Source organism: Streptomyces sp. NPDC026394, assembly GCF_055567735.1.
Genome location: NZ_JBVHPX010000001.1, coordinates 1 through 12377 on the forward strand (window position 1 = coordinate 1; position 12377 = coordinate 12377).

General features: G+C 72.6%; 15 protein-coding genes. 5 read left to right on the forward strand and 10 right to left on the reverse strand.

Translation table 11 applies throughout. The annotated features are described in order from the left end of the window. Positions 1 to 93, reverse strand: a 93-nt coding sequence (locus tag ACZ4QV_RS00005) for a biotin carboxylase N-terminal domain-containing protein (RefSeq protein WP_351219746.1), incomplete at its 3' end; no start/stop codon positions are given. Positions 94 to 567: 474 nt separating this feature from the next. On the opposite strand from ACZ4QV_RS00005, the gene ACZ4QV_RS00010 reads away from it, so the two are divergent. Next, entirely contained in the window at positions 568 to 1077 is a 510-nt protein-coding gene (locus tag ACZ4QV_RS00010) for a hypothetical protein (RefSeq protein WP_467762417.1), read from the forward strand. Here ACZ4QV_RS00010 and ACZ4QV_RS00015 read toward each other — a convergent pair. Together ACZ4QV_RS00015 and ACZ4QV_RS00020 are read right to left on the reverse strand one after the other, a co-directional pair. Further along, the gene (locus tag ACZ4QV_RS00015) at positions 1049 to 1411 is read right to left on the reverse strand and encodes an MOSC domain-containing protein (protein ID WP_467762544.1); all 363 of its coding nucleotides are present in this window, start codon (positions 1409 to 1411) and stop codon (positions 1049 to 1051) included. The two genes, ACZ4QV_RS00010 and ACZ4QV_RS00015, sit on opposite strands and share 29 nt — an antisense overlap. Positions 1412 to 1460: 49 nt before the next feature. Beyond that, the gene (locus ACZ4QV_RS00020; protein WP_361638107.1) at positions 1461 to 2189 is read right to left on the reverse strand and encodes an IclR family transcriptional regulator; all 729 of its coding nucleotides are present in this window, start codon (positions 2187 to 2189) and stop codon (positions 1461 to 1463) included. A gap of 296 nt (positions 2190 to 2485) precedes the next feature. Between ACZ4QV_RS00020 and ACZ4QV_RS00025 the strand changes: the two genes are divergently transcribed. Both ACZ4QV_RS00025 and ACZ4QV_RS00030 read left to right on the forward strand, forming a co-directional pair. Then, positions 2486 to 3340, forward strand: coding sequence for a helix-turn-helix domain-containing protein (locus tag ACZ4QV_RS00025; protein ID WP_361160274.1), 855 nt, complete (start codon positions 2486 to 2488; stop codon positions 3338 to 3340). Positions 3341 to 3635: 295 nt separating this feature from the next. After that, positions 3636 to 3845 (forward strand): DUF2180 family protein, encoded by a 210-nt coding sequence (locus ACZ4QV_RS00030; RefSeq protein WP_361160271.1) that lies wholly within the window; start codon positions 3636 to 3638, stop codon positions 3843 to 3845. Positions 3846 to 3894: 49 nt separating this feature from the next. On the opposite strand, the gene ACZ4QV_RS00035 is transcribed toward ACZ4QV_RS00030, so the two are convergent. The 7 genes from ACZ4QV_RS00035 to ACZ4QV_RS00065 form a co-directional block, all read right to left on the reverse strand. After that, positions 3895 to 4182 carry an antibiotic biosynthesis monooxygenase gene (locus ACZ4QV_RS00035; RefSeq protein ID WP_361160269.1) on the reverse strand — a complete coding sequence of 96 codons (288 nt, stop codon included), beginning with the start codon at positions 4180 to 4182 and terminating at the stop codon, positions 3895 to 3897. Positions 4183 to 4193: 11 nt separating this feature from the next. After that, the gene (locus ACZ4QV_RS00040; protein WP_361160266.1) at positions 4194 to 4931 is read right to left on the reverse strand and encodes a TetR/AcrR family transcriptional regulator; all 738 of its coding nucleotides are present in this window, start codon (positions 4929 to 4931) and stop codon (positions 4194 to 4196) included. 61 nt (positions 4932 to 4992) lie between these two features. Beyond that, positions 4993 to 5613 (reverse strand): Maf family protein, encoded by a 621-nt coding sequence (locus ACZ4QV_RS00045; protein ID WP_361582977.1) that lies wholly within the window; start codon positions 5611 to 5613, stop codon positions 4993 to 4995. Positions 5614 to 5679: 66 nt separating this feature from the next. Continuing rightward, positions 5680 to 7149, reverse strand: a complete 1470-nt coding sequence (locus ACZ4QV_RS00050) for a peptidoglycan D,D-transpeptidase FtsI family protein (RefSeq protein WP_361160260.1) — start codon at positions 7147 to 7149, stop codon at positions 5680 to 5682. A gap of 298 nt (positions 7150 to 7447) precedes the next feature. Further along, on the reverse strand, positions 7448 to 7579 hold the full coding sequence (gene mmpB / locus ACZ4QV_RS00055; RefSeq protein WP_003981923.1) for a morphogenic membrane protein MmpB: 132 nt from the start codon (positions 7577 to 7579) through the stop codon (positions 7448 to 7450). A gap of 123 nt (positions 7580 to 7702) precedes the next feature. Further along, positions 7703 to 7918, reverse strand: a complete 216-nt coding sequence (locus ACZ4QV_RS00060; protein ID WP_361160257.1) for an acyl-CoA carboxylase subunit epsilon — start codon at positions 7916 to 7918, stop codon at positions 7703 to 7705. Positions 7919 to 7991: 73 nt separating this feature from the next. After that, the gene (locus ACZ4QV_RS00065) at positions 7992 to 9581 is read right to left on the reverse strand and encodes an acyl-CoA carboxylase subunit beta (RefSeq protein ID WP_361160254.1); all 1590 of its coding nucleotides are present in this window, start codon (positions 9579 to 9581) and stop codon (positions 7992 to 7994) included. 141 nt (positions 9582 to 9722) lie between these two features. On the opposite strand from ACZ4QV_RS00065, the gene ACZ4QV_RS00070 reads away from it, so the two are divergent. Both ACZ4QV_RS00070 and ACZ4QV_RS00075 read left to right on the forward strand, forming a co-directional pair. Next, on the forward strand, positions 9723 to 10655 hold the full coding sequence (locus tag ACZ4QV_RS00070; RefSeq protein WP_361618230.1) for a biotin--[acetyl-CoA-carboxylase] ligase: 933 nt from the start codon (positions 9723 to 9725) through the stop codon (positions 10653 to 10655). Between the two features lie 424 nt (positions 10656 to 11079). Beyond that, on the forward strand, positions 11080 to 12291 hold the full coding sequence (locus ACZ4QV_RS00075; protein WP_361160248.1) for an adenylate/guanylate cyclase domain-containing protein: 1212 nt from the start codon (positions 11080 to 11082) through the stop codon (positions 12289 to 12291). The last annotated feature ends 86 nt before the right edge of the window (positions 12292 to 12377 follow it).

Here is a 12377-nt window from a genome sequence, read left to right on the forward strand (position 1 = left end):
GTAGACGGCCACACTCCCGATTCCGGCGTCCCGGCACGCCCGGGCAACGCGGACAGCGATTTCGCCTCGGTTGGCGATGAGCACCTTGCGCACGATCGGTTCCTCCTTGGCGCTTCGCCGCAACAAATTAGGACGTCGCGAGTTTAGGGACTGGCGACACCGCGTGCCGACCCGTTCCCGGTAGTGAGCTTGCCCACACGGAGCGTGTGCCCGGTGCGGATACGGGACCGAAGTCCCCCGGTATCCCAGGGTAGGCCCGTATTCCGGGGGCGGTGGGGTGATCAAGATGTGGGCAAGGTCTCGCTTCCCGTCCGTTCACCGGAACCCCGTTTCTTTGTGGAGTCCCTACGAATGGGCGAAAGAATCTTTGCCCGCTGGTGTGTCCGGGTCCGGCCCGCGCCGCCCCGGGCGCGCCCGCTCGCGCCCCCCAGGGCCACACCGGCCGTCGCCCCCCTCCGGTTCGTTCCGCTTCCGAGCCCATACCCGGCTCCGGGGTCTTGTAGAGCCGGGGGTACTCAGGAGTAGCGTGCCCGGTGTTCTTTCGTACTCGCGGTAACAGCGCAACGCGTGACCGGGAAGTGGGTGGACGGGGTGGCGGCACGCAGACCGGTGGCGTGGGTGGCGGCGGTGGTGCTCGTCCTGGAGGCGCTCGGCGTCCTCTTCCTGAACTGGGTCCTGAGCATCGTGGTGGACAAGCAGCAGATGTCCATGGCGGGCGTCGACCCCGGCGCGATGACCACCGGCGCCTGGGTGCTCGGCGCGGTCTTCGCGCTCCACCTGGTGTGCTGCGCCGTCCTCCTGGCCCGCATCGGCCTGCGCGACCGCCCGCCCGGCACACTCGGGCGCATCGCCCTCGTCGGCTGCGCCGTGGTCCACGCCGTCCTGGGCGCCTTCGCGGTCGGGCTGGTCGGCTGGACGGCGTTCGCGGTGCTGATGGCCGTCCTGGCGCTGCTGGTCCTGACACTGACGGCGTACGGCACGTCCTACACCGTCCCGACTGACATCTCGAACGACGAGGACACCGCCCCCGGCAGCCCTGCCACCCCGGCTACCACTCCGGCCCGCCCCACGAACTGACGGCCACCGCGTCCCCGACCGCCACCTTGCCCGGCCGCAGCACGGTGAACTTCGCGCCGAACACGACGCCGCCCGAGGCCGTGCGCCGGTGCCCGCCCAGCGCCCGCAGCGGCTCCGGACCGCTCCGGGCCCCGGAGCCCTGATCGACGGTGGTGTCGGCACACCGCACGGCGGGTTCGGCGTACCCCAACTCGGCGCCATTCAGGGCGAGCCGGCGCGCCCGGCCCTCGGTGTGCGGCTCGTCCCCACCGTCGACCACGACGTTGGGCCCGAACCGGTCCACCGGCAGCGGCGCCGCACCTTGTTCCGTCAGCCGCTCACGCAGCAGCTCCAGCGCCTCGGCCCCCGGTCGGCGGTCGCCCGGTCCGGGCTGGTGCCGCCTCTCACCCCAGCGCCGCCACCTCCCGCCGCAGTGCCTCGGTCAGTGGGGCGCGCAGGCGGGCGAAGTCCTTCACCGGGAGGGCGGCCGAGACGGCGGTCAGGGTGGCGGGGGTGCCGGGGCCGCCGGGGCGTAGCGGTACGGGTACGGCGACGCAGGCCATGCCGGACGCGGCCTCCTCGCGTTCCACGGCGATCCCGTTCCGGCGGACCCGGCGCAGTTCCCGTTCCAGTCGCTCGGGGGCGGTGATGGTGCGCGCGGTCCGCGCCCGCATCCCGCCGGTGGCCAGGTACTGGCGCCGGGTGGCGGCGGGGAGGGAGGCGAGCAGGGCGCGGCCGTGTGCGGTGGCGTGTGCGGCGGTGTCCTGGCCGACCGTGAAGGCCGAGTCCGGTCCGGCGGCGCCGTCCAGTACGGCGATCTCGCCGTCCCGGTACGTGCTGAAGAAGACATCGGCGCCGGAGGAGCGGCGCAGCCGCAGCAGCACCTCGTGCACCCGCTCGTCGATCCGCAACTGCCGCTGGAAGGCCAGGTGCAGGGCCGGGACGCGGTAACCGAGGGTGTAGCCGGCGGCGGTACGGGCCAGGTGGCCGCGTTCGGTCAGTGAGCCGAGCAGGTCGTAGACCGTGGACAGTCCGCAGTCCAGTTGCCGGGCCAGCGCCTTCGCCGTCACCGGCTCCGCCGCCGCGGCGACCGCGTCGAGCAGGTCCAGGGCACGGTCGACGGACTGCGGCATGGCGGTCTCCCTCCGGGACGGGCGTGGGGTGCGGTGCGCGCGCGGGTGGCGCGTGTGGACGGGCTTACCAGCCTCGCACAGCTTTGCCGGGGGCACGGAAGTACGCTGGGCGGTTCCCCTTCCTCCGCGGCCGGAAAGCGATTGCGCGAGAATGAGCGATGAGCCCCATGAGGAATGCGGAAAGTGGGGCGGTGGTGCGGCAGGGCGAGCGGGAAAGCGGCGAAGAAGCAGGGATGCAGGAAAGTACGGGTTCCGTGGCGAAGGGTGCGCAGCCCGCGGTATCGAAGGTGAGAACGATGGACCGGCGGGCCGAACTACGGGAATTCCTCCGATCGCGGCGGGCCCGGGTGCGCCCCGAGGACGCGGGCCTGCGGCCGGGCACCGGCTTCAGCGGGCGCCGCCGGGTGCCGGGCCTGCGCCGCGAGGAACTCGCCCAGCTCTCCGGGGTCAGCGTCGACTACTACGTACGCCTGGAGCAGGGCCGCGGCGGCCACGCCTCGGCCGAGGTGCTGGACGCCATCGCGCACGTCCTGCGGCTCGACGCACACGAGCGGGCGCACCTGTACGCGCTGGTGCGGGGCGAGGAGGGCCGCCACGACGACACCCGGCAGCCGGCCGCCGGGCAGGGCCAGGAGGTGCGGCCCGGCGTGCTGCGGCTGCTACGGACGTTCGCGTACTCGCCCGCCTACGTGGTCGGCCGCCGGCAGGAGGTGCTGGCCTGGAACGAGCTGGCCCGCATCCTGATCGCCGACTTCCCGGCCCTGCCGCCCGAGGAGCGCAACCTCGCCCGCCTCACGTTCCTCGACCGGTCCGCGCGCCGGCGGTACGTCCACTGGCAGCAGAAGGCCGACGACACGGTGGCGTTCCTGCGGCTGGACACCGGACGGCACCCGGACGACCCGAAGCTGGCCGCGCTGATCGCCGAACTCACCGAGCACAGCGAGGACTTCCGCCGCCTGTGGTCCGACCACAACGTCCGCGACAAGACGTACGGCAGCAAGCCGCTGCACCACCCGCGCGCGGGTGCCCTGGACCTGTCCTTCGAGACGCTGCGGCTGCCGGACGAGCCGGACCAGGCCGTGGTGGTGTACCTGGCCGAGCCGGATTCGGCGGCCGACCGGGAGCTGCGCCGGCTGGTGGCGGAAGGCTGACCGGGCGGTCCGGGCGGTCCGGGCGGGCTGGGTGGTTCGGGCGGTTCGGGCGGGCCGGAGCGTCGCGGGTCGGGCGGGCCGGGTCGGCCGGACCGTCCGGATTCCCGGGTGGCCGTGGCATTACCAGGAATGCGGTTCCCGGGAGAAAAGGGGCCTGGGCGTCCGCCGAATTCCGCGGCACCGTGACGGTGGTCACCGCGCGTGAATTCCCGGAATGCGCGGAGGCCGGATGCCGTTCAGTCAGAACGGTCGCCCTTCCGGCGATCACGGAACCAAGCTCACCAGGAGTTGTTGAATGCAGTGCTTCGACTGTGCGGAACTCGGCAGCGAGACCGCCGCGCTGGCCGTCTGCGCGGACTGCGGCGCGGCGGCCTGCGCCGCGCACGCCGCCGCCGTTCCGCGGACGGTCCACCGTACGGCGGGCCTGGGCCGCAGCACGGCCCACTCGGCGGGCCGCCGCCTGCTGTGCACGCACTGCCGGCACGCCGCGACAGCGGCGGCCTGACGCCGGGCGGCCGCGGGCGGGGAGGGCCGGTGACCCGCCCGGCCGGCGCTCAGGGCGCCGCGAGCCGTACGATCTCGCGCGGCCGGGACTCCCGCTCGTCGTAGGCGAGGTCGATCCCGGGCGCCGCCTGCACGGCGGCGAGGGACGCGGCCGACGCCTCCTCGGACTCCCACTCCACGATCGAGACCACCGCGTCCCCGTCCGCGGCCAGCCAGCAGTCCGCCGACAGGCACCCCGGGGTGCGCCGGAACTCCTCGGCGACGCGGCGCACGCGCGTGACGAACTCCGCGCGGTGCGCCGCGTGCGGGTAGTGGTGTGCCACCATGCCGACCTTCATGACGCTCTCCTTCACCTTGTCCCCGATCGAGGGGCGCGGGCCGCGCCCGCGCGGTCGCCGGGCCCGTACGGGAGCCCGAGCGCGCCGGCCGCGGCCCCGGCCACCAGCGACTCGTCGTACGGGGCCCGGCCGGACAGGGCGATCGACGTGCCCTCGACCGCGCCGACGAAGGCCAGCGCGAGGGTGCGGGGCGGCGGGCCGTCCGGCAGCGAGCCCGCCTCGCGGGCGGCGGTGACCAGGCCGGTGCAGCGCTCGACGAGCGCCCGGTAGCCCTTCTCGACCGCGCGCCCCACCGGGTGGTCCTGCCCGGCGAACTCCAGCCGCAGTGCCATCGCCACCCGGGCAATGTCCCGGCGGCAGTACACGGCGTGCCCGCGCGCCAGGGTGAGCAGCGCCGCGACCGGGTCCCGTTCCTGCTCGACGAGCCGGCCGACCTCCTGCCACCAGGTGTCCAGGACCCACTCGGTCACCGCCAGCGCCAGGTCCTGCTTGCCCGTGAACTGGTGGTAGAGCGCGCCGCGGGTGTACCCGGCGTCCTGGGCGACCTGTTCGAGCCGGAGGTTGCCGTAGCCGTAGCGGGACAGTCCCCGGGCGGCCGATTCCAGGAGCGCGGCACGGGTGCGCGCCCTGCGGTCGGCCTGGGTGGTGCGGGGCGGCTTGCCGGCCGGGCCGGTGGAGGGCCTGGCCGAGGCCGGTCCGGCGGGCTCCCGGCCGTCCGCCGCCCCCGCTCCACCCTTACGTACGTCCATGTATGTATGTTACGTGCGCCTGCGACGCCGCGGCAATGGCCGCGGCCGCCCCTGCGGGCCCTTACGCCCAGAGATCGGTGATCGCGACATCCAGATCGGCCAGCAGGCGCCGCAGCAGCGGCAGGGACAGGCCGATGACGTTGCCGGGGTCACCGTCGATGCCGTCGATGAACGGCGCCGACCGGCCGTCGAGCGTGAAGGCGCCCGCCACGTACAGGGGTTCGCCGGAGGCCACGTACGCGGCGATCTCCGCGTCGCTCGGCTCGCCGAAGTGGACGGTGGTGGACGCGGTGGCCGACACCTGACGGTCCCCGGCCGCCGTGTCGATCACGCAGTGGCCGGTCCGCAGGACCCCGGAGCGGCCACGCATCGACTTCCAGCGGGCGGTCGCGTCCTCCGCGTCGGCGGGCTTGCCGAGCGCCCGGCCGTCCAGCTCCAGCACCGAGTCGCAGCCGATGACGAGGGCGCCGGCGGTCTCGGGCCGCGCGGCCACCGCGGCGGCCTTCGCCTCGGCGAGCACCCGGGCCAGCTCGGCGGGGGTGTCCGCGGTGATCGCGTCCTCGTCCACGCCGCTGACGACGACCTCTGGCGCGAGCCCGGCCTGGCGCAGCAGGCCGAGACGGGCGGGGGACTGGGAGGCGAGGACGAGACGGCGGGCGGCAGGGCCGGGCTGAACGGTCATGCCCGCCATCGTACGGAGCGGGGCGGGCACCGTTCGGCGCCCGCCCCGCTCCGTACCTGCCGCCGCTCACTTGCCGAGCACGGCCTCCATCACCTTCTTGGCGATCGGACCGCCCAGCTTGCCACCGGCGATCTCCTTGCGCGGGATGTCCATGTCCGAGGGGTCGACGAAGACCGCGACGGCGACCGGCGAGCCGTTGCCCTGCTTGGCGTACGAGACGAACCAGGCGTACGGGCGTTCGTCGCGGACGTCCGCGCCGTGCTGGGCGGTACCGGTCTTGGCGCCGACCTTGACGCCGTCGATCAGCGCCTTCTTCGCCGTGCCGTTCTCCGCGGTGTTCTCCATCATCTGCTGCACCTTCTTGGCGGTGTCCTCGGAGACGGCCTGGTTCAGCTCCTTGGGCTCGAACTTCTCGATCGTCGACAGGTCGGGGCCGCGGGTCTCCTCGACCAGGTACGGCTGCATGACCTTGCCGTTGTTGGCGAGCCCGGCGACGACCATGGCCATCTGCAGCGGGGTGCTGGTCAGGCTGCCCTGGCCCATGCCGGTCAGCGCGGTCTGCGGCTTGTCCAGCTTCTCGGGGTAGCCGCTGGTGGCCGTACGGACCGGGGTGAAGAGCTTCTGGTTGAAGCCGAACTTCTCCGCCGTCTCCCGCATCTTGTCCTTGCCGAGCCGGTTCGCCGCCTCCAGGTAGGTGTTGTTGCAGGACCACTGCATACCGACCTTGAGGGACGCGTTCGCGCACGGCGCGGAGGCGATGTCGTTGCCGACCTTGGTGGCCGTGTTGGGCAGGGTGTACGGCACCGGGGCCTGCACCGGGGTGTCGATGTCCGGGACCACGCCGTGCTCCAGGGCCGCGGCCGCGGTGAGGATCTTGAACGTGGAGCCGGGCGGGTAGATCTCCAGGGACGCCCGGTTGTTCATCGGCTTGGACTTGTCCTTGATGAGGGCGGTGTACCGGTCGCCCTCCTTGAAGGAGCTGCCCGCGAAGACGGACGGGTCGTACGACGGCGTGCTCGCCATGGCGAGGATCTTGCCGGTGCCCGGTTCGAGGGCGACCACGGCGCCCTTGGCCTTGAGGTCGGTCAGGCTCTTGTACGCGGCCCGCTGCGCCTTCTCGCTGATGGTCGTCAGCACGTCGCCGCCGCGCGGCTTCTCCCCGGTCAGGATGTCCTTGGCGCGCTTGAGGAAGAGCTTGTCGTCCTTGCCGCTGAGGATGTCCTTGTAGACGCCCTCCAGGAACGTGCTGCCCTGCGACTGCGAGGCGTAGCCGGTGATGGGCGCGTACATCGGGCCCTCCTTGTAGACCCGCTTGTACTTGAAGTCGCCGGTCGTCTCGACCGAGCCGGTGATCGGCTTGCCGCCGACGATGATGTTGCCGCGCGGATAGGAGAACGCCTCGATCTTCACCCGGCGGTTGTTGTCGTCGTTCGCCAGCGAATCCGCCTGGACGAACTGGACCCAGGTGACACGCACCAGCAGCGCCAGCACCAGCACTCCGCAGAAGACGGCTATGTGTCTCAGCGGCCTGTTCATCGCTCTCCACTCCCCATGCCGTACGGCGCGGTGCCGCGCGGGACCAAGGCCGTAAGGGCGCCCGGATTGCGGCCTTCAGGGGTAAAGGATGTCCCAACTGGGGGTGGCGGTTGCAGGCGGGGTGTGTGAGCTGGTCCTCTTCGTCCGAATGTGCGAGACGGGTGCCCGGACCTGTCGCCGTGGAGACCGCCGGTGACCGCGGGCCGCGCGCCGACGCCGTGCCCCGCCCATGCCGGGCCCGACACCGTCCCCCGACGTCGCGTCGCGAAGACCGCCCGCGGCCCGGCCCCCGGACCTCTCAGGCCCCGCCGACCAGCATCACCATCAGCACGACCGCGGCGACGGCCAGCACGATGCCCATCCGGCGGAGCATCGCCTGCACCTGGCGCAACTCCTCGGGAGGCTCGTCGGGCGGATCGGACCACAGCATCCTTCGATCCTCCGCCGGGAACGCCGACGGCGCCTGAGTACGCGTACTCAAGCGCCGTCGGGCGGAAGGACTAGCGGAGGGACCAGTGGAGGAGGGGCCGGCGGCGGGGCCGGGCCACGGACGTCAGCGCGGCCAGTAGCTCGTACGCCAGGCCCGCGGGCCCGGGTGCGGCAGCCTGCGGTGCGGGACCGTGGATGCCGGGTCGGCCCATTCGTCCGTACGTTCCGTGCCGGGCGCGGCGGAGGCGGCGGCAGCGGCCGCCGCCGCGCGGGTGCGAACCACCGCCAGTGCGGCGGCCAGCTCCTCGGGTGTGGGGTTGCCCCGGACGACCTTGATCATGGTCAACCGACCTCCTGGCTCTGGCGGAATTGCGGCGAACGGCGGTCAGGGCCGCCGACGGGCACCGGCGGCCCTACAGCGGGATGTTGCCGTGCTTCTTCGGGGGCAGCGACTCGCGCTTGTTGCGCAGCGTGCGCAGTCCGCGGACGATGTGCCGACGGGTCTCCGAGGGCATGATCACCGCGTCGACGTAGCCGCGCTCGGCCGCCACGTACGGGTTGAGCAGCGCGTCCTCGTACTCCTGGATCAGCTCCTGGCGGCGGGCGTCCTGCGCGTCCTGGTCCTCGATCGCGGCGAGCGTGCGGCGGTGCAGGATGTTGACCGCGCCCTGCGCGCCCATGACCGCGATCTGCGCCGTCGGCCAGGCCAGGTTCAGGTCCGCGCCCAGGTGCTTGGAGCCCATGACGTCGTACGCGCCGCCGAACGCCTTGCGGGTGATCACGGTGATCAGCGGGACCGTCGCCTCCGCGTAGGCGTAGATCAGCTTGGCGCCGCGCCGGATGATGCCGTCCCATTCCTGGTCCGTACCCGGCAGGAAGCCCGGTACGTCCACGAACGTCAGCACCGGCACGTTGAACGCGTCACAGGTGCGCACGAACCGCGCGGCCTTCTCGCTCGCGTCGATGTCCAGCGTGCCCGCGAACTGCATCGGCTGGTTGGCGACGATGCCGACCGCGTGGCCCTCCACCCGGCCGAAGCCGGTGACCATGTTCGGCGCGAAGAGCGCCTGCGTCTCCAGGAACTCGCCGTCGTCGAGGACGTGCTCGATGGCGGTGTGCATGTCGTACGGCTGGTTCGCCGAGTCCGGGATCAGCGTGTCCAGCTCGCGGTCGTACTCCGAGGTCTCCAGGTCCGCCTCCTCGGGGAAGGCGGGCGGCTCGGAGAGGTTGTTGGACGGCAGGTAGGACAGCAGCGCCTTGACGTACTCGATGGCGTCCTTCTCGTCGCCCGCCATGTGGTGCGCGACGCCCGAGGTGCTGTTGTGTGTCCGCGCGCCGCCCAGCTCCTCGAAGCCCACGTCCTCGCCGGTGACGGTCTTGATGACGTCGGGGCCGGTGATGAACATGTGCGAGGTCTGGTCGACCATGACCGTGAAGTCGGTGATGGCGGGGGAGTAGACCGCGCCGCCCGCGCACGGGCCGACGATCAGCGAGATCTGCGGGATCACGCCGGAGGCGTGCACATTGCGGCGGAAGATCTCCGCGAACAGGCCGAGGGCCGCGACCCCCTCCTGGATACGGGCGCCGCCGCCGTCGTTGATGCCGACGACCGGGCAGCCGTTCTTCAGGGCGAAGTCCATCACCTTGACGATCTTCTCGCCGTAGACCTCGCCCAGCGAACCGCCGAAGATGGTGAAGTCCTGCGAGTACACGCAGACCGTGCGCCCGTCGACGGTGCCGTAACCGGTCACCACGCCGTCGCCGTACGGCCGGTTCTTCTCCAGCCCGAAGTTGGTCGAACGGTGCCGCGCGAACTCGTCCAGCTCGACGAACGAGCCCTCGTCGAGGAGCAGCTCCACGCGCTCACGCGCCGTCAGCTTGCCCTTCGCGTGCTGCTTTTCCACGGCCCGCGCGGACCCGGCGTGGGTGGCCTCCTCGATCCTGCGCTGGAGATCGGCCAGTTTGCCCGCGGTCGTGGTGATGTGTGCTTCCGGCTCGGACATCGGGATGCGGCTCCTGCTCGTCCTGGACTGGTGCTCGTACGAGGGTGGTACGGGGGTTGAACGGGATGGGCTACCGCTTCGTAGCGTATCGGCGGGACTGCTCAGGGGCACTGCGTCGTTGACCACACCTAGGCTGGGGCCATGACGTCTCAACCACCGGAAAACCAGGACAAAGGCCGCTCGGGCGGCGGCGACGGCGACGCGGCGCGCACCGGCTCGGGCCCGGAGGCGGGCTCCGGCGGGCGCTGGTCCGACCTGGACCGGCCGCCGCTGAACGGGACGGCGCTACGGCGCGCCCTGCTGCGTCCCGGCGCGCTCTGGACCGGCCTCGACGTCGTGCCGGCGACCGGCTCGACCAACACCGACCTCGCCGCGCGCGCCGCCGGAGGACTGGCCGAGGGGGCCGTCCTCGTCGCCGAGGAGCAGTCGGCCGCGCGCGGCCGACTGGACCGCAGGTGGTCGGCGCCGCCGCGCTCCGGCCTCTTCTTCTCCTTCTACCTCACCCCGCGGGTCCCTCCGGAGCGCTGGGGCTGGCTGCCGCTGCTCGCCGGGGTGGCGACCGCCAGCGCGGTGGCCCGCGTCACGGCCGTGGACACCGCCCTGAAGTGGCCCAACGACCTGCTGGTGACCGTCGGTGACGAGGAGCGCAAGGCCGGCGGCATCCTCGCGGAACGCGCCGGCGACGGCGTGGTCATCGGCATCGGCCTCAACGTCACGCTGCGCGCCGAGGAGCTGCCCGTACCCGGTGCCGGCTCGCTCGCGCTCGCCGGCGCCAAGGTGACCGACCGGGACCCGGTGCTGCGGGCCGTACTGCGGTCGGTCGAGGACTGGTACGGGCAGTGGACCGCGGCGGACGGCGACGCGGCGGCCTGCCGCCTCCAGGACGCGTACGCGGCCGGATGCGCCACGCTCGGCCGCTCGGTGCGCGCCGAACTGCCCGGCGACCGGGCCCTGCTCGGTGAGGCGGTGGCCATCGACGGTGACGGGCGGCTGGTGCTCGCCACGGAGGAGGGCATGCAGCAGCCGGTCGCCGCGGGGGACATCGTGCACCTACGGCCGGCGGCGCAGGAGTAGGGGGCGGACGGCGGGGCGGCGCTGAGCGGGGTGGCGCCGCCCTGGCCGGATGCTGCCCCGGCTCGTGTCGTGGCCCGGCCTTGACCGGCCCTTCGGCTCGTGTCGTGGCCCGCTCGGTCTCCGTCCAACTGCCGTCCAACCGGCGGGGCGGAATGCCGGGGACTTTCGTACGGTGGCCGGGCCAAGGGCTCCGAACGCGCGGCCGATCCGCTTCCCGTCCGCATCGCGATCAAAAATGATCAGATCCTGGTCAAGAAACCTCGGGAGCAATCGCACTTATGTGCCGATCGGGGCGATAGCGACGAGGTGTGAGAGTGAGCCAGAGCACACCTGCCGTATCGTTGAGGCCGTCCGCCGTGGAGCGGGCGAACGAGCGAGAAGTGATCGGAAGGGCAGTGCGCAGGGAACGGACAGGGAGCGAGCGGTGACCGCCGACGACTCGGGCGCCGGCCCGCGCGAAGCGGACATCGCCCCTCGTGAGACGGGGGCCGCTCCACGTGAGGGGGACTCGGCGCCTGCGGACGGCACGGCGGGCGCCGACAGTACGGGCGACGGCGCGGCGCGCGCCGACAGCGCGGGTGACGGTCCCGACGACGACACCATCGCCATCCGCCTGGAACAACTGATCCTCGGCTCCGACCGCCGTTACACCCCCTTCCAGGCGGCCCGCAGCGCCGGCGTCTCCATGGAACTGGCGTCCCGCTTCTGGCGCGCCATGGGCTTCGCGGACATCGGCCAGGTCAAGGCGCTCACCGAGGCCGACGTGCTGGCGCTGCGCCGGCTGGCGGGCCTGGTGGAGGCCGGGCTGCTCAGCGAGGCGATGGCGGTGCAGGTGGCGCGCTCGACCGGGCAGACCACGGCCCGCCTCGCCGACTGGCAGATCGACTCCTTCCTGGAAGGGCTGACCGAGCCGCAGGACTCCGGCCTGACCCGTACGGAGATCACCTACCCTCTCGTCGAACTGCTCCTGCCCGAACTGGAGGAGTTCCTCGTCTACGTCTGGCGCCGCCAGCTCGCCGCCGCGACCGGCCGCGTCGTGCAGGCCCAGGACGACGCGGAGATGGTCGACCGGCGCCTCGCGGTGGGCTTCGCCGACCTCGTCGGCTTCACCCGCCTGACCCGCCGCCTGGAGGAGGAGGAACTGGGCGAGCTGGTCGAGGCGTTCGAGACCACCGCCGCCGACCTGGTCGCCGCGCACGGCGGCCGGCTCATCAAGACGCTCGGCGACGAGGTCCTGTTCGCCGCCGACGACGCGGGCACGGCGGCCGAGATCGGGCTCCGCCTCATCGAGACCATGGCCAACGACGAGACCATGCCGGAGCTGCGCGTCGGCATCGCGTTCGGCACGGTCACGACGCGGATGGGCGACGTCTTCGGTACGACCGTGAACCTGGCCAGCCGCCTCACGTCGATAGCGCCGAAGGACACGGTGCTGGTGGACGAGGCGTTCGCGGAGGAGCTGGGACGCACGGGAGAGGCGCCCGTCTCCGAGGCCGACGCGAAGGCCGCCGCCGCGGCGGCCGAGGACGGGGCCGGGCCGCTGCCCGAGTACCGCTTCGCGCTCCAGCCGATGTGGCAGCGGCCGGTGCGGGGGCTGGGCGTCGTCGAGCCCTGGCTCCTCAGCCGCCGCGGCTGAACCTCCGTACGTCACCGCCCGCTGCCCGAGTGCCTGTTGCGCCCCTGACTAGAGTGACGGAACGATCGTTGACCAGGGAGGGTGCT

What these genes read in the sequence shown, in the direction of transcription:
- ACZ4QV_RS00050 (WP_361160260.1), bottom strand. Translation starts at nt 7,149, where the DNA reads ATGAACAGGCCGCTGAGACACATAGCCGTCTTCTGCGGAGTGCTGGTG.
- ACZ4QV_RS00030 (WP_361160271.1), top strand. Translation starts at nt 3,636, where the DNA reads ATGCAGTGCTTCGACTGTGCGGAACTCGGCAGCGAGACCGCCGCGCTG.
- ACZ4QV_RS00065 (WP_361160254.1), bottom strand. Translation starts at nt 9,581, where the DNA reads ATGTCCGAGCCGGAAGCACACATCACCACGACCGCGGGCAAACTGGCC.
- ACZ4QV_RS00070 (WP_361618230.1), top strand. Translation starts at nt 9,723, where the DNA reads ATGACGTCTCAACCACCGGAAAACCAGGACAAAGGCCGCTCGGGCGGC.
- ACZ4QV_RS00045 (WP_361582977.1), bottom strand. Translation starts at nt 5,613, where the DNA reads ATGACCGTTCAGCCCGGCCCTGCCGCCCGCCGTCTCGTCCTCGCCTCC.
- ACZ4QV_RS00025 (WP_361160274.1), top strand. Translation starts at nt 2,486, where the DNA reads ATGGACCGGCGGGCCGAACTACGGGAATTCCTCCGATCGCGGCGGGCC.
- ACZ4QV_RS00040 (WP_361160266.1), bottom strand. Translation starts at nt 4,931, where the DNA reads ATGGACGTACGTAAGGGTGGAGCGGGGGCGGCGGACGGCCGGGAGCCC.
- ACZ4QV_RS00020 (WP_361638107.1), bottom strand. Translation starts at nt 2,189, where the DNA reads ATGCCGCAGTCCGTCGACCGTGCCCTGGACCTGCTCGACGCGGTCGCC.
- ACZ4QV_RS00035 (WP_361160269.1), bottom strand. Translation starts at nt 4,182, where the DNA reads ATGAAGGTCGGCATGGTGGCACACCACTACCCGCACGCGGCGCACCGC.
- ACZ4QV_RS00060 (WP_361160257.1), bottom strand. Translation starts at nt 7,918, where the DNA reads ATGATCAAGGTCGTCCGGGGCAACCCCACACCCGAGGAGCTGGCCGCC.
- mmpB (WP_003981923.1), bottom strand. Translation starts at nt 7,579, where the DNA reads ATGCTGTGGTCCGATCCGCCCGACGAGCCTCCCGAGGAGTTGCGCCAG.